The organism is Sphingobacterium sp. PCS056 (assembly GCF_023273895.1).
Classification (GTDB): domain Bacteria; phylum Bacteroidota; class Bacteroidia; order Sphingobacteriales; family Sphingobacteriaceae; genus Sphingobacterium.
The window spans coordinates 530,643-545,975 of sequence record NZ_CP096883.1; the positions used below are offsets into that span (position 1 = coordinate 530,643).

16 protein-coding genes are annotated in these 15,333 nt (G+C 36.8%); 15 read left to right on the top strand and 1 reads right to left on the bottom strand.

Features of this window, described 5'->3' with window-relative positions; genetic code table 11:
* Positions 1–2: 2 nt before the first annotated feature.
* The gene (locus MUB18_RS02160; protein ID WP_045755884.1) at positions 3–968 is read right to left on the bottom strand and encodes a PhoH family protein; all 966 of its coding nucleotides are present in this window, start codon (positions 966–968) and stop codon (positions 3–5) included.
* 355 nt (positions 969–1,323) lie between these two features.
* On the opposite strand from MUB18_RS02160, the gene MUB18_RS02165 reads away from it, so the two are divergent.
* From MUB18_RS02165 to MUB18_RS02235, 15 genes are all read left to right on the top strand, one after another.
* On the top strand, positions 1,324–2,112 hold the full coding sequence (locus MUB18_RS02165) for an S-adenosyl-l-methionine hydroxide adenosyltransferase family protein (protein ID WP_045755772.1): 789 nt from the start codon (positions 1,324–1,326) through the stop codon (positions 2,110–2,112).
* A gap of 70 nt (positions 2,113–2,182) precedes the next feature.
* Positions 2,183–2,707 carry a hypothetical protein gene (locus MUB18_RS02170; protein ID WP_045755773.1) on the top strand — a complete coding sequence of 175 codons (525 nt, stop codon included), beginning with the start codon at positions 2,183–2,185 and terminating at the stop codon, positions 2,705–2,707.
* A gap of 57 nt (positions 2,708–2,764) precedes the next feature.
* Entirely contained in the window at positions 2,765–4,597 is a 1,833-nt protein-coding gene (locus MUB18_RS02175) for an ABC transporter ATP-binding protein (protein WP_248754851.1), read from the top strand.
* Positions 4,598–4,702: 105 nt separating this feature from the next.
* Positions 4,703–5,110, top strand: coding sequence for a hypothetical protein (locus tag MUB18_RS02180; RefSeq protein ID WP_045755885.1), 408 nt, complete (start codon positions 4,703–4,705; stop codon positions 5,108–5,110).
* Between the two features lie 72 nt (positions 5,111–5,182).
* Positions 5,183–5,842: a heme exporter protein CcmB gene (locus MUB18_RS02185; RefSeq protein ID WP_045755775.1), complete on the top strand. Its 660-nt coding sequence runs from the start codon at positions 5,183–5,185 to the stop codon at positions 5,840–5,842.
* A gap of 33 nt (positions 5,843–5,875) precedes the next feature.
* On the top strand, positions 5,876–6,541 hold the full coding sequence (gene ccsA, locus MUB18_RS02190) for a cytochrome c biogenesis protein CcsA (RefSeq protein ID WP_045755776.1): 666 nt from the start codon (positions 5,876–5,878) through the stop codon (positions 6,539–6,541).
* Positions 6,542–6,566: 25 nt separating this feature from the next.
* A complete protein-coding gene (locus MUB18_RS02195) occupies positions 6,567–6,782 on the top strand; it encodes a CcmD family protein (protein WP_045755886.1) in 216 nt (71 codons plus the stop codon).
* A 124-nt stretch (positions 6,783–6,906) separates the two neighbouring features.
* The gene (locus MUB18_RS02200; protein WP_248754852.1) at positions 6,907–7,890 is read left to right on the top strand and encodes a DUF6427 family protein; all 984 of its coding nucleotides are present in this window, start codon (positions 6,907–6,909) and stop codon (positions 7,888–7,890) included.
* A 221-nt stretch (positions 7,891–8,111) separates the two neighbouring features.
* On the top strand, positions 8,112–9,437 hold the full coding sequence (locus MUB18_RS02205) for a hypothetical protein (protein ID WP_248754853.1): 1,326 nt from the start codon (positions 8,112–8,114) through the stop codon (positions 9,435–9,437).
* 13 nt (positions 9,438–9,450) lie between these two features.
* On the top strand, positions 9,451–10,059 hold the full coding sequence (lptC, locus tag MUB18_RS02210) for an LPS export ABC transporter periplasmic protein LptC (RefSeq protein WP_045755887.1): 609 nt from the start codon (positions 9,451–9,453) through the stop codon (positions 10,057–10,059).
* A gap of 161 nt (positions 10,060–10,220) precedes the next feature.
* Positions 10,221–12,290, top strand: a complete 2,070-nt coding sequence (locus tag MUB18_RS02215; protein ID WP_248754854.1) for a SurA N-terminal domain-containing protein — start codon at positions 10,221–10,223, stop codon at positions 12,288–12,290.
* 98 nt (positions 12,291–12,388) lie between these two features.
* Complete coding sequence (locus MUB18_RS02220; RefSeq protein WP_045755780.1) at positions 12,389–12,901, top strand: DUF2480 family protein; 513 nt, start codon at positions 12,389–12,391, stop codon at positions 12,899–12,901.
* A 41-nt stretch (positions 12,902–12,942) separates the two neighbouring features.
* Positions 12,943–13,728, top strand: coding sequence for a DUF3108 domain-containing protein (locus tag MUB18_RS02225; protein WP_045755781.1), 786 nt, complete (start codon positions 12,943–12,945; stop codon positions 13,726–13,728).
* An 8-nt stretch (positions 13,729–13,736) separates the two neighbouring features.
* On the top strand, positions 13,737–14,300 hold the full coding sequence (locus tag MUB18_RS02230) for a DUF3109 family protein (protein ID WP_045755782.1): 564 nt from the start codon (positions 13,737–13,739) through the stop codon (positions 14,298–14,300).
* 58 nt (positions 14,301–14,358) lie between these two features.
* A complete protein-coding gene (locus tag MUB18_RS02235; protein ID WP_094771731.1) occupies positions 14,359–15,330 on the top strand; it encodes a polyprenyl synthetase family protein in 972 nt (323 codons plus the stop codon).
* Positions 15,331–15,333: the final 3 nt, after the last annotated feature.

Below are 15,333 nucleotides of genomic sequence, written 5' to 3' on the forward strand. Positions count from 1 at the left end.
TATTAAATATCTCCGTAAGCTTCTAAAATACGTTTTACCAATTTATGACGTACGACATCTGCTCCACTTAAATGAACAATATCGATTCCTTCAATATTATCCAGCAACCTGACAGCTGTTGCTAGTCCAGATTGGTTTTTTCTCGGTAAATCAATTTGCGTTACATCGCCAGTGACAATAAATTTTGCAGTTGGCCCCATTCGGGTCAAAAACATTTTCAATTGCATATCTGTCGCATTTTGAGCCTCATCCAGGATCACAAAACAGTTGTCCAAAGTACGCCCACGCATAAATGCCAATGGGGCAACTTCAATTGTTCTATTTTCCAAATATCCTTTCAATTTTTCAGGAGGAATCATATCGTCGAGTGCGTCATACAATGGACGAAGATAGGGATCCACTTTTTCCTTCAAATCTCCAGGTAGAAATCCTAAATTTTCACCAGCTTCTACCGCCGGTCGTGTTAGGATGATACGTTTGATTTCTTTGTTGCGCAACGCACGGACAGCTAAGGCAACAGCTGTATAAGTCTTGCCTGTACCTGCAGGACCAATTGCAAATAGGATATCACTTTTAGAAATGCTATCCACCATCTTTCTTTGATTTGGTGTACGGGCACGGACGATAATCCCATTTGGACCATATACGATAGGTTCCGCACCGATCGAGGCCGCTTTTTCTGCTAACAACTTTTCCTCTTGTTCTGCAGATCCAGAGGCTGCCTGCATCAGATTTTCCAAATCCATCAAAGAAAGTTTGTTGTACTTTTCCAAATGGCTGATAACATCGTCAAAGGAATTTTTAAAAGATTCGAGTTGTTTTTCATCACCCAGCACTTTCATTTCATTGCCTCTAGCGACAATTCTCAATTTGGGATATTGCTTTTTTATATAGTCAAAGTGCTCATTTTGAGCACCCCAAAGTATCGCTAGATTGACATCATCCAATGTAATTTGCAATTCGTTCAAATCATTCAATTTAAGGTGAATTATTTCCGTAATGGTAACATACTAACAACCATCAACCAATATTCAAAAATACAGTATTAATATGAATTCTGACAGCAGAATATACAATAAAAATAAAAAAAAGAGTTCATTATTTATTTTTATATTGGTGGCTATCAAGATTAAAAAGTCAGTTCGTAATCGGAGCGTATGGAATATGATGATTGTATTTATTTTTATCAGAAGACATTACGTACTTTTGTGTACCTTTTCTTTTTTTTGAGTTAATTTTACATTAATTTTGAGGTTTTGGTTGATAGATTAAATCCATAACAAAAAGAAATACAGGGTATATCATAAAGGGAAATAAACAAGAATGGGAGTTATTACATTAACAACAGATTTAGGACATAAAGATTTCTATCAGGCAGCATTAAAAGGCAGTTTGATATCGGAACTCCCCGATGTCCGAATTGTTGATATTACGCATGAAATACCTGCCTTCAATATTCCGAGAGCGGCATTTGTATTGGCTAACGCCTATCATTATTTCCCAAAAAAAACGGTTCACATTATCGGGATAAACACATTATTTCACGAAGGCTCGCGCTACGTAGCAATGCGCTATAACGATCATTTCTTTGTCGGAGCTGATAATGGGATATTCAGCTTGCTTTTAAATGGAGAACAACCTCAGGAGCTTGTCGAAATAAACCTGATTCAGGATCTTCGATACCTGCATTTCCCGCTGGCGGATATATTGACCAAATCGGCCTGCCATATCGCAAAAGGAGGTAAATTGACTGACATTGGCAATAGCATTGACCAAACAGTAGAAAAAGTGACCTTACAACCGATATTCGACAACGACACGATTCGTGGCAATGTCGTTTATGTAGATGCATTTGGAAATGCAATCACAAATATCTCTAAAGAACTTTTCAATCGGGTTCAAAAAGGAAGAAGTTTCACCTTATATTTTAAAAGAAGTGAAACCATCACCAATCTTTCTTGGAATTATAATGAAGTAACCGAAGGAGAAAAACTATGCTTGTTTGGAATTAGCAATTTTTTGGAAATCGCCATGAATAAAGCCAATGCAAGTCAACTATTGGGCTTGTTTGACGATGAGTCACATATCATCCGGATCGAATTTCACAATTAGTTGCTCCATGGATTATTAAACTTTTTCACGATTCATCTGTCTTACACGAAGGTTTTAAAAATATCTTAATATGCAGTCATTAAAGCGACTTTCTGTTCTTTTTCTCTTTTTAATAAGCTTATCTGCCTCTGCTCAAAACGCAGACTCCACTTCCTTTGAAGCACAACGAATGCGTGTCAATAAGCTCATTGAAGACCGAAAGGTAAAATTTGGAGAATATGATATGAGTTTGGAGAAGAAAACAGGAATATTTGGACTGTTTAAATCAAAAGATGATATGCAGAAGACCATCGATATTTTAAAAAATATCGTCATCACCGACAATAATATCTTTCTTGAAACACGCAGACTTATCAGCATCAAAGATGATGAAAAACAAAAATTTCAAAACTTAGCTTCGGAATATGATAAGCAGGTTTCAGCCTATATGGCGACCATCAATAAACTGCAAAAAGAGAACGAAAAGCTCAAAAAAGAACGTGACAACATAGATTCCAGCGATAAAAGCACAAATATTTTTCTATATATCGCCCTAGGTATCATAGCTGTACTGGGTTATTTGCTGTATCAAAACCAAAAAATTACTAAAGGATGATAAGTGATTGACCTAGAGTGCTTATTTTTGCAGGTCTCAATATTAAATTGATGGTCTATGGCAAGAGGATTTAACAGCGGAAATAAACAAGAAGAAGAACTACCAAAACCGAAACTTAATAAGGAATTATTTAAAAAAGCGGCACAAATTCTTTCATATCTAAAACCTTTTAGAACGAAGTTTTTGTTAGGTATGCTTTTTTTAGCTCTTTCTAGTTTAGCTATGCTGACGTTCCCAGCACTTTTGGGTGCTATGATCGACGCCGCGGAAGGAAGACAAACCTATAAATGGCTCCCTGCAAACGTATTCGAAATCGGCTCTATCGCTTTCGCTATCCTCACCTTTACTTCAATCGTATCCTTTTTTAGAATTCGCATTTTTGTTGAAATAGCAGAAAAATCTCTTGCTTGTATACGTAGAGATTCTTACCAAAAATTAATGTCTCTTCCGATGGAGTTTTTTGCAAATAGGCGCGTTGGAGAACTAAACAGTAGACTGTCTGCAGATTTAGCACAGATACAGGATACCATGACCACTACATTAGCTGAAATCTTGAGACAATGCATCAGTTTATCATTTGGCGTAGCTTTATTGGTTTTTGTGTCGCCAAAATTGGCTTTAATGAATCTTTGTATACTGCCGATACTCGTTGTTACAGCCATCGTTTTTGGTAAATTTATCCGTAATCTCTCCCGTCAAGCTCAAGATAAATTAGCAGAATCAAATACCATCGTTCAAGAGACCTTACAGGGTATTAGTAATGTTAAAGCTTTTGTAAATGAATATTATGAGACCAAGCGTTATTCAAATAAGCTCGACGCAGTTGTCAAATTAGCAGTGCGAGGGGCGACTTACCGTGGCGCATTTGCTTCTTTTATTATCTTCTGCATATTTGGAGCTGTCATTGCCGTCATTTGGTATGGTTCGACGCTCGTGTTTCTGGGAGAAATGTCTGTTGGAGATCTGACCACTTATATCTTATATTCGATGTTTGTTGCCGGTTCGATGGGAAGTTTTCCAGAGCTATACGCCAATATTCAAAAAGCTTTGGGCTCCAGTGAACGCGTTTTGGAAATCTTAAGTGAGGAACAAGAGCCCATCACGATTGATGAAACTTCTAAGGAAATCAGAAAACACTTTCATGGTGACCTGACATTCAATAATGTATCCTTTTCTTATCCAAGTAGACCAGATATTAAAATCTTAAAAAATATCACTTTTCATGCTAAAGCGGGACAAAAGATTGCTATCGTCGGTCCAAGTGGTATCGGAAAGTCGACCATAGCTTCTTTGGTGTTGCAGTTTTATAAGCCCGATGGCGGCGAAATACTTTATGATGGCATGAGCAGTGAAGAATATTTACTGACCGACATCCGCAATCAAGTCGCTATTGTACCTCAAGACGTTCTTCTTTTTGGAGGCACCATTCGTGAAAATATTGCTTATGGCCGATTGGATGCCGAAGCAGATCATATTATTACTGCTTCAAAACGAGCTAATGCCCACGAGTTCATCATGAACTTTCCCGAGGGCTATGATACACTCGTTGGTGAAAGAGGCGTCAAATTATCTGGTGGTCAACGCCAACGTATCGCTATTGCCCGTGCTTTATTAAAAGATCCAGCCATATTAATCTTAGATGAAGCAACTTCATCACTGGATTCTGAATCTGAGAGACAAGTTCAGATGGCATTGGAAGAACTGATGAAAGGCAGAACTTCAATTATAATCGCACATCGACTGTCTACAATTGTAGACTCTGATCAGATTATGGTGATCGAGAATGGTACCGTCTCTGAATCGGGTAATCATATCGAACTGATGAGCAAAGGCAGTGGGCTCTACCATCATCTATACTCCTTGCAGTCAAAACAAAAGGTTCAAATGTAAAAATTTGTTAATTAAGTATCACTCTCAAAACTTTTCTCTTACTCAGCTGTTTATTTGGTATCATAGTTGAATGAACTACATTAGAGAATATAAAATATGAGCGATATGAAAAATAAAAATGGATTAGTAGCATTTGCGTTAGTAGGTTTAGCAGCAGGTGCTGCAGCATGGTATTTATTAGGTACTGATGACGGTAAAAAACAATTAAGTCGTGCTAATGACGGTATTAAAGATCTAACTCGTTCTTTAAAAGACGTATCAAAGAGAGAAGCAAAGAGAGCACGTAAATTAGCAAATCAGGCTTCTGAAGAATTACATGCTTTAAAAAACAAAGCTACAGAAGGTTTGGGATCATTAAAAGATAAAGCTTCTGATGAATTTGATGCTTTAAAATATAAAGCTAAAGAAGCAGGCAAAGAAGCGTTGAACAATACCAATGGAGCGGCGCATAAATTAGCTGATCACGTTGATGATGCTGTTGATGCAGCAAAAAGCAAAGTTGATAAAGCATAATACTTTTTAAATTTACTTCCCCGTTGCACTATTCACTCAGCATATTACAATTCATTTGTATCTTTGTGCTGTATGAATTTACTACAACAGGTAAAAACTTTAGTCTATAAAGATGCTATTTTAGAATGGCGGTCTAAATATGCCATCAATAGCATTTTACTATATGTAATATCTACAGTATTTGTTTGCTACCAAGCATTCAAATCTGTAGATGCTACCATATGGAATGCACTCTTTTGGATCATCATGTTATTTGCATCTGTCAATGCAATAAATAAAAGCTTTATCCAAGAAAGCCAACAACGCCAGCTCTATTATTATTCCATCGTAAACCCCAGAGCAATCATTCTTTCTAAGATTTTCTACAACATGTGCTTAATGGCGTTTTTAGCTATAATAGCATTTGTAACGTATTCCATTATTTTCCGAAATCCTTTAGGAGATCCTTCCTTGTATTTTTTTACGGTTATCCTCGGCAGCATTAGTTTTGCTTCGGTATTCACGATGGTATCTGGCATAACGTCAAAAGCGGGCAACAATAGTACACTGATGGCCATCTTAAGTTTTCCCGTGATCATCCCTTTATTAATTGTATTGATTAAGCTGTCACAAAATGCCATGCAAGGACTAGATCGGGCACAAAGTATAAATGAAATCGTCGTTTTAATTGCAATTAATATCATCACAATAACTGTTTCTTTATTGTTATTTCCTTACCTTTGGCGGGATTAATTGCTCAATTACAGTTTTTAAATATTCATTATAATGAGAAAAAGTTGGTGGAAAATTTTGGCAGTAGTCTTAATTTCATTAGTCATAATCGCAGGTCTACTTGCTCCTGTACCTGTCTTACCTATTCTTCATGAAAGCATCCGAAATGTATTTTTCCACGTCCCGATGTGGACCGCTATGCTTGTCCTATATTTCATCTCCGTCATCTACAGCATCAAATACCTGAATACGGGTAAGCAAGAGTATGATTTCATGGCTGTAGAAGCCGTCAATACGGGTATTACCTTTTGTTTTATGGGTTTGGCTACCGGCATGCTCTGGGCTAATATAACATGGGGAGATCCATGGCCCAATGATCCGAAACTCAACGGATCTGCTATTGCCACCTTGATGTATTTGGCCTATTTGGTATTAAGAAATGCCCTTGAAGAGGAACAAAAAAGAGCAAAAATATCTGCTGTTTATAATATTTTCTCTTTCCCGATTATGATCGTTTTGCTCTATATCTTACCCAAATTAACAGATTCTTTACATCCGGGAAGTGGTGGTAATTCAACTTTTGGGACTTTGGATATGAACAACCAGTTGCGCCCGATATTTTACACAGCTGTTATTGGTTGGATTTTGATCGGCGCATGGATGCTTTCCTTACGCTACCGCATGCGCCTCATCGAGAGCAAACAAAATGAAATTAATTAGTTTTTTAAAATTTATTACACTGGATATGAAAAAGTTATCACTGTCAATCGCTTTAGTTTTAATGTCAACATTGAATATATTTGCGCAAAGCGATATTGATATGGCTACTGGGCTAAGAAGTTCAGGTAAAATATATGTGGTTGTTTTGGTTATGCTCGTTCTATTTTTAGGAGTGGCTAGTTATTTGTTTATCTTGGATAGAAAAATAACAAAATTGGAGAAGAAACAAGATCAGAAATAATTGCCATTTAAGATTTTTTAAGCAATGCTATCATAGGAAAAATATGATGGCATTGTTGGTTATTACAATACCAATTCGAAATTAAAATAGTAATATTGTAGGTAATAAATGAAAAAGGGTATACATGATTATCAGTCAATTTAGGAAATACACACCCATTAATATTGTTCTTCTTATCCTTATCGGGTTTTTCTTATGCTTTGGCGTATTCATTCACCTACCTGAAAAACTTACTCCTATTCTATTTGAACCCGCTTTGGGCAATTTATTAGGGAAAGATGGGATCAATACCCTATCTCCTCAAATGAATGTGCTGGTCACATTAGGTTTGACAATTATTCAGGCGACCATACTCAATCGTATCATCGGCCATTTCAACTTGTTGGGTAAACCTAGTTTTTTGGTGGCTCTTATGTACTTGACTCTGGCCAGTTTATTTTTACCTTTCCTGGTCATATCCCCTACGCTAATCTGTAATTTCATTTCCGTGTGGATGCTAAGCAAATTATTGAGCTTATACCGCCAACAAGATATTAAAGCACTCATGTTTGATCTGGGTATGATCTTAGCAATCGGAAGCTTAATTTATTTCCCATTCATTATTATGTTTCTCTTGCTGTGGATCAGTCTGATCATATTCAGACCGTTCAATTGGCGAGAGTGGGTCTCACCTTTATTAGGTTTTGCTACCATTTATTTTATTCTTGCGGTGATTTATCTGTGGTTAGGAAGAATACAGGACTTTTATAGCATCTGGCTCCCCTTGACCAAGACATTTCCGACAACCGTTCAAATGGAAATCCATGATTATTTTGTGTTGATTCCCATTCTATTCAACCTGATTCTTTTTCTATTCATTCTAAAAGATAATTTTTTCAAGAGTGTTGTCCATATTCGTAAATCATTTCAGCTCTTATTTTTTATGTTAATACTAGCCTTAGGTTCATTCTATTGGAACAAGCAAATAACAGAAACGCATTTTCTATTATGTGCTCCACCTTTAGCGATTTATATGGCTTACTATTTCACACATGCGAAGAAGAAGTGGGTTTTTGAGAGTGTATATGCGATCATTATTTTAACAATCTTGTATTTTCAGTTTTTCTAAAATTTTAGGAATCAGTAGTTTAACCTTTTTTAACAAAATCAACTCTACAAGGTCGCAAAAATTAAATAGTTTTGTATGCTGAGAAGATCATCATAAATTATAAATTGGATTCGATTTTTGACCCATTATTACGGTCTTTTCGCATATATTTAGAATCTTTGAACACAAAAAATTAATATCATTTAAATAAAATATAAGTTTCGCAACTTTAATCTATAATCATGCAGAAACGCTTTTTAAGCTCCATTACAAATAAAGTACCTCAAGTGTTATTGACTTTAGGCTTATTATACAGCTCGTCAGCAGCATTTGCGCAGAAGTCGACGTCTGCATCTCCCTATTCACAGTTTGGCTTTGGCCAAATGCGTGAAGATCTACTTCCACAGCAACGTGCTATGGGTGGTTTATCAACTGCGATTCGTTATTTTGGATCAGTTTACAATACCAATCCAAGCAATCCAGCTTCTTACTCTGCAGCTCAGTTCAGTACTTTCGATGCCGGATTATATGGCAACTTTACGCAATTGAGCAGTAGCAACAAGACTGATAATACCGCAGATTTTGCTTTCAGTCATATCACCATGACTTTTCCAATGAAAAAAGCGGGTGGTATTAGTATGGGTCTTTTACCTTATTCTGATCTGGGATACAACTCGAACAGCGTACAAAAATTAGACTCCATCAATTATAGAAAAGTATTCACAGGAGAAGGTGGTCTTACAAAAGCATATTTCGGATATGGTGTTAATGTGACGAAAAACTTGAGCGTGGGTGCCAATATTTCTTATTTATTCGGAACATTAAATGATTTTAGCCGAACAGAATTCCCGTACAATTATGGTGCGCTAAATGTACAGCTGCAAGATAAACGTGAGATTCAAGGTATGAGTTTTGACTACGGTGCACAGTATTATGCAACCATTAAAAAAGAGTACTCTTTGACGATCGGTTACTCCGGATCACTTAACAATGCCATCCATGACCGTACGACATCTTATACCACTCGTATAGCTCCTTCGGCAAATAGCGAAGATTCCAATATTGCATTAGATACTATCTATAGCACAGATCGTGTCAGAAGGGATTTAAACCTTCCTTTGAAACACAACGTCGGGATTACATTTGCAAAAACGAACCGTTGGTTAGTTGGTGCTGAATTTAAATATGCGGATTGGTCTAAGTTTCAAGTCAGAACCGGTGAAGCAAACCTAAAAACAAACTATGGTTTTGCTATTGGTGGGCAGATCACACCCGATCCAACTTCATTTAAATATACCAACTTGATGGATTATCGTATCGGTTTCCGTTATAATAAAACACAATATTATATCAATAAACAGGATATCAATGATATGGCGATCACCTTTGGTGTCGGCCTTCCTTTAGCAAGAAACCCATATTCAGGGGCTTTTTCTAAAATTAATATCTCGGCAGAATTGGGACAGATGGGTACTATCAACAACAGCTTGATCAGAGAAAGATACGTAAACTTAAATGTTGGTTTTACCTTGAATGACCGTTGGTTTAGAAAGAATTCAATTGATTAATCAAGATATCGTTATGGCAACGCATACAATTGCCTCAAAAAAGCATGATACATTGCCTCTACTGCTCCTTCTTGCAGTAGGGGCAATATTCTTTACGGCATGTGAACCCGATCTTAAGGAAGTGGACCGCATTGCCAATCTTAAAAAAGAAGAGGCCGTGGATATTTCTCGTCATGTCAATGTGATCTACAGCGATTCTTCTGTCGTAAAAGCAGAAATGAGTGCCCCCGAAATGCGTATCAAACACGATAGTACACAGGTCTATGAGTTCCCGCAGGGAATAAAAATCATATTCTACGATAAGGATGTACGCGAGACGCAACGGATCACCTCGGATTATGCCATTCAGCACGAAGCTGCAAAGACCACAACTTTTAAAAAGAATGTTGTGGTAACCATGGCTGATGGATCAATTATCAAAACGGATGAAATCGTATACGACGAAGCTCATGAATCCTTTTATAATCATATGCCTATAACAGCCTATTTCAAAGACAATAGAGGAAATCTACAAGGCTCTTCATTCACTTCAGATAAGGATTTTAAGAAAATAAATATTCAAAATTCGACCGGAGTGATGATCGTAAAAGACAATAGTATGTTTCCCTCATTTGGTCAGTAGAAACCGTTCAAAACAAATTTGAATGAAATAAGTTTCGCTTAATCAGAAATTATTACTCTTTTTTTTATAAAAATTGTATCTTGCACCGCATTTAGGCATACTATTTCCTAAATAATGGTATTAACAAGTATTTAAACAATAATAAACACAATAAACAGACTATGGGATTAATGAGCTTTTTGCGCAACCGAGCTGGTTTCATATTAACAGGAGCTATGGCTGTGGCAATTCTAGCATTTTTATTAGGAGATGTTGTCAAATCTGGAACTCCGTTTTGGGCTAAAAACCAAAATCGCGTAGGAGAAATAAACGGAGAGAAAATCGATGTACAAGAATTCAACCAACAAGTTGATCAAACAGCAGAAATGTTTAAACAACAAATGGGTGGAAACTTGACTCCTCAAATGAAATCATACGCTGTACAACAGGTATGGAATCAATTGTTGCAAAAAGAAATCCTAAAAGGTGAAATCGAAAAAATCGGTTTAGAGGTTGGTAAAAATGAATTAAATGATTTGGTAACAGGTCAAAATCCTTCGAATCAAATCGTTCAAGCTTTTACAGATCCACAAACAGGTCAATTTAATCGTAACCAGCTTGTCACATTCATCTCACAAGTGAACAGCTCAGGCAATGCTCAAGCTGCTCAACAATGGGAAATGTTATTAGCTGCTGTTAAAGAAGAACGTTTGAACAACAAATACACAAGTTTATTAAATAATAGTGTGTATGTTACTTCGTTAGAGGCTAACGATGAATACCAACAACGTAACAAATTAGCAAATTTCAAATACGTATTATTGGATTATGCATCGGTTAAAGATAGTGAAATCAAAATCACAGATGCCGATTACCAAGCGTATTACGATGAGCATAAAAACTCATTTAAAAATCAAGAAGAAACGCGCACTGTAGAATACGTTGTTGTAGATGCTCGTCCAACAGCTAAAGACATCAACTTTGCAAAAGAGACAATCAACAAGCTAAAAACAGAATTAGCGACTTCTACTAACGATTCCTTATTTGCTTCTATCAACTCCGACAATAAATACCCATATACTTTTGTTAAGAAAGGTCAATTAAGTCCTGCTTTAGACTCTGTGCTTTTCAATGTTCCTGCTGGAACAATAGTAGGTCCTTATGAGTCTAATGGTTTATTTGAAATTGCAAAAGTAACTCAAACAACCGTAGGTCCTGATTCAGTAAAAGCGAGCCACATCCTATTAAATGCAACTGCAGAAGGTGGTGTTCAGAAAGCATTAGCAAAAGCTGACTCGATCAAAGGTTTGTTGGCTAAAGGGGAGAGCTTCGCTTCACTAGCTGTTCAATTTAGTACTGACGAGGGTAGTAAAATTAATGGTGGAGAATTAGGAACTTTTGCACGTGGTCGTATGGTCCCTGTTTTTGATAATGCAGTTTTCAATGGAAAAACGGGTGATATCAAAGTAGTGGAATCACAATATGGTGTCCATATCATCAAAATCGAAAATCAAATTGGTTCTGCAAAATATGTTAAAGCTGCCATCGTAGATAAAGCAATCATTAGTGGTAAAGAGACATTAAGCAATGCACATAGCAAAGCGAATGCCTTCTTAACCGTTGCTACAGCACAGAACTTCGCTCAAGAAGCTCAAAAATTAGGTTTAAAAGCAGCAACAGCTTCTCGTGTATTAGCCATGGATAATACATTGGATGGCAATGAAGCTCCTAGAGAATTGATCAAATGGGCTTTCGACGCTAAAAAAGGAGAGATCTCGGATCGCGTTTTCGAAACAGAACAATCTTATATCTTAGCACATCTTGTGGATGTTCAACCTAAAGGTGTTTTACCGTTGACAGCTGTGAAAAAAGATATTGAGCCTGCTGTTAAGAATGCTGTTAAAGCAAAATTATTGACAGAGAAAATGAATGCTGCATTAAGTGGTGCCGCTTCGCTTGATCAAGTAGGTCAAAAATTAGGTAAAACTCCAGTAGCAGTTGAGAATATCGTTTTGGCAAATCCTGTAATCCCTGGTGTATCTTTGGAAAATAAAGTAGTGGGTACCGTATTTGGTTTACAGCCGAATAAACCTTCTAAAGCAATTGAAGGAGCACAAGGGGTGTATGCTGTTCAAGTAAATGGTTTTGTTAATCCTGCAGCTATTCCTGACTTAAATGCACAGAAAAAAACAAATATTAGCTTCAAAAATTCAACGTTCATGGGCTTCTATTTTCAAAGCGCTTCAAGATAAATCAGAAATCACTGACAATCGCGTGAAATTCTTTTAGAATATTTTTAATTAACTTTGTAGCCGGACGAGTATATCGTCCGGCTTTTTTATTATTTGATATGGATATTCAAACTGACATTGTAAATAAAGTTGCTCAAAGTGGTATCATCACTGTAGATCTGGCTAAATTCAAACCGACAGGTGAACTTGTGGAGTACGATATCAAGGATAATCTTTTTCATGGCTTGATCTTAAAAGAGAAGGACTTTAGAGACTTTATCAAAAACCATGACTGGTCAGCCTATACAGGCAAACATGTGGCGATTACATGTTCATCTGATGCGATCGTTCAAACTTGGGCCTATATGCTATTGGCAACCAAATTAGAGCCATTTGCAGCAACTGTTGTATTTGGAGATCTTGCAGAGCTAGAACGCATTCTCTATGCCAAAGCTATTGCTGAAATCGATATGGCAGCATATACAGACCAGCGGGTGGTCGTGAAAGGTTGCGGCGATATCAAAATTCCTGAATCTGCCTTTGTACAATTCTCGACGAGCTTGGCCAAAGTAGCTAAAAGTATCATGTATGGGGAACCATGTTCTACCGTTCCCGTGTTTAAACGTAAATAGCGGTATTCGTAATTTCAAAATATTTTTGTATTCTTACGTATATGAAAAAGCTAGTCTCGTTAACACTCTTAATACTCAGTTTCTGCGGTCAGATATTTGCTCAAGAACTCCCTCATTTAAAAGAATCTGCATTTAAAGGCGGTGAAAAATTGCAATATAAGTTGAAATACGGATTTTTATCTGCAGCCACAGGTTTATTAACGGTCACCGATACTAAAAATGGAAACGGTGCCTCTGCATTCAGATTGTATGCGACGGGAAAAACTGCAGGGGCTTTTGCTCTCTATACTGTAAAAAACGAATACAATTCATATATTGATGGTAAATCTTACCTTCCTTATTACTATACCGAAAATATCAGAGAAGGTGGCTACAGGCGTAATGATAAGGTAACATTTGATCAAAAAAGCAGATCAGTAAGCGGAAATAAGGGCAATTTTAAAAGTACAGTTTCACAAACTTTTGATTTATTATCAGCGTACTATTTTGCAAGAAACTTAGATCTTTCATCAGTCAAACCTGGAGAGTCGTTTAAATTAACCTATTTCCTAAATGACGAGATTGCGACGTTAGGGATTACTTATATTGGTGTAGAAACCATAAAAACAGATTTAGGATCTTTAGAATGTCTTAAATTCAGTCCGGAGATAAAGCCAGGCAGAATTTTCAAGAAAAACAGTAAGCTCTATCTTTGGGTAACCAATGATGGCAACCGTATTCCGGTGAAAGCTAATGTAGACATTTTGATCGGTTCTGTAACATTAGAACTTATACAAGCCGATGGCTTGAAACATAAACTTGGCCAAAGGGCGAGTTATTCAAAATAAATAATATCATGATAGAAGTAGGAAATGTATTAGTGCACGAAGATTTGATTAACAATGATTTCGTATGCAATCTTTCCAAATGCAAAGGCATTTGCTGTATAGAAGGGGATTCCGGCGCTCCATTGAAACAAAATGAGCTGGCTATACTAGAGGAGATCTATCCAAAAGTAAAACCTTACATGACAGCTAAAGGCATAGAAGCAATAGAAGAGCAAGGGACACATGTAGTCGATATGGATGGTGATCTAACGACGCCCTGTGTAGATGGCAATAAAGAGTGTGCGTATGTAACCTGGGAAAACGGAATCACAAAATGTGCGATCGAAAAAGCCTATGAGCTAGGAGATATCAATTGGAAAAAACCAATTTCATGTCACCTCTACCCTATCCGTACGACAAACTACCCAGAATTTGATGTGCTTCACTATGACCGATGGCATATTTGCAAAGATGCTTGTACATTTGGCAAAGAGCTACAGGTCCCTGTGTACAAGTTCCTTAAAGATCCCTTGATCCGAGAGTATGGTGACGAATGGTACCAAAAATTAGAGAATGCCGTAGATTCATTATAATCTATTGCTTATATTTATAGACATTTAAGGAGATAATAGTGGTTTTTAACCATCTTTCATGCTGAAATTAAAAGAAATACAACGTCCCATCCTCAAGGAATTGGCAACTTTTGAAACTGAATTTAAAGCTTCAATGAAAAGTTCCATTCCTCTGTTAGATCGTATCACAGGATATATTGTTAAAACCAAAGGAAAACAGATGCGTCCCATGTTTGTTTTCTTTTCGGCGGGTCTATGTAATGGTATAAAAGACTCAACCTATCGTGGTGCTTCGTTAGTCGAATTGCTACATACAGCTTCTTTGGTACACGATGATGTCGTGGACAATGCCAATGAGCGTAGGGGCTTCTTTTCGGTAAACGCACTTTGGAAAAATAAAGTCTCTGTTTTGGTTGGTGATTTTTTACTTTCCAAAGGATTGCTGCTTTCAGTGAAACACCAGGAATATGATTTACTGAAAATTGTTTCTGAAGCTGTGGAACAAATGAGTGAAGGCGAGTTATTACAGATTGAAAAAGCGCGCAAACTAGACATTGAAGAGTCGATTTATTTTGAAGTGATCCGTAAAAAGACCGCCTCATTGATTGCCTCTTGCTGTGCATGTGGCGCCTCTTCATCCGGTGCCAACGAGCTAACAGTGAAAAAACTGCATGCTTTTGGTGAAAAAATCGGCATCGCCTTTCAGATAAAAGATGATTTGTTTGATTTTGGAATAGATGATGTCGGCAAACCACTTGGTAATGATATCAAAGAAAAGAAAATGACCTTGCCTTTGATATATGCCTTAAGCCAATCCGATAAGTCGGAGAAAAGAAGAATCATCAATTTGGTTAAAAACCATAGTGAAGACAACAAAAAAGTAGCAGAAGTCATTGCATTCGTTAGACAAAGTGGCGGGTTGGAGTATGCAACTGAAAAAATGTTAGCTTACCAAAAAGATGCTTTTAAAATATTAGATGAATTTCCTGATAATGAATATAAAACAGGATTGCTAGAGCTTGTCAAATTTACAACTGAAAGAAAAAAATAGAAA

Coding starts and splice junctions, on each gene's coding strand:
- MUB18_RS02165 (WP_045755772.1), top strand. CDS start 1,324: ATGGGAGTTATTACATTAACAACAGATTTAGGACATAAAGATTTCTAT.
- MUB18_RS02170 (WP_045755773.1), top strand. CDS start 2,183: ATGCAGTCATTAAAGCGACTTTCTGTTCTTTTTCTCTTTTTAATAAGC.
- MUB18_RS02175 (WP_248754851.1), top strand. CDS start 2,765: ATGGCAAGAGGATTTAACAGCGGAAATAAACAAGAAGAAGAACTACCA.
- MUB18_RS02180 (WP_045755885.1), top strand. CDS start 4,703: ATGAAAAATAAAAATGGATTAGTAGCATTTGCGTTAGTAGGTTTAGCA.
- MUB18_RS02185 (WP_045755775.1), top strand. CDS start 5,183: ATGAATTTACTACAACAGGTAAAAACTTTAGTCTATAAAGATGCTATT.
- ccsA (WP_045755776.1), top strand. CDS start 5,876: ATGAGAAAAAGTTGGTGGAAAATTTTGGCAGTAGTCTTAATTTCATTA.
- MUB18_RS02195 (WP_045755886.1), top strand. CDS start 6,567: ATGAAAAAGTTATCACTGTCAATCGCTTTAGTTTTAATGTCAACATTG.
- MUB18_RS02200 (WP_248754852.1), top strand. CDS start 6,907: ATGATTATCAGTCAATTTAGGAAATACACACCCATTAATATTGTTCTT.
- MUB18_RS02205 (WP_248754853.1), top strand. CDS start 8,112: ATGCAGAAACGCTTTTTAAGCTCCATTACAAATAAAGTACCTCAAGTG.
- lptC (WP_045755887.1), top strand. CDS start 9,451: ATGGCAACGCATACAATTGCCTCAAAAAAGCATGATACATTGCCTCTA.
- MUB18_RS02215 (WP_248754854.1), top strand. CDS start 10,221: ATGGGATTAATGAGCTTTTTGCGCAACCGAGCTGGTTTCATATTAACA.
- MUB18_RS02220 (WP_045755780.1), top strand. CDS start 12,389: ATGGATATTCAAACTGACATTGTAAATAAAGTTGCTCAAAGTGGTATC.
- MUB18_RS02225 (WP_045755781.1), top strand. CDS start 12,943: ATGAAAAAGCTAGTCTCGTTAACACTCTTAATACTCAGTTTCTGCGGT.
- MUB18_RS02230 (WP_045755782.1), top strand. CDS start 13,737: ATGATAGAAGTAGGAAATGTATTAGTGCACGAAGATTTGATTAACAAT.
- MUB18_RS02235 (WP_094771731.1), top strand. CDS start 14,359: ATGCTGAAATTAAAAGAAATACAACGTCCCATCCTCAAGGAATTGGCA.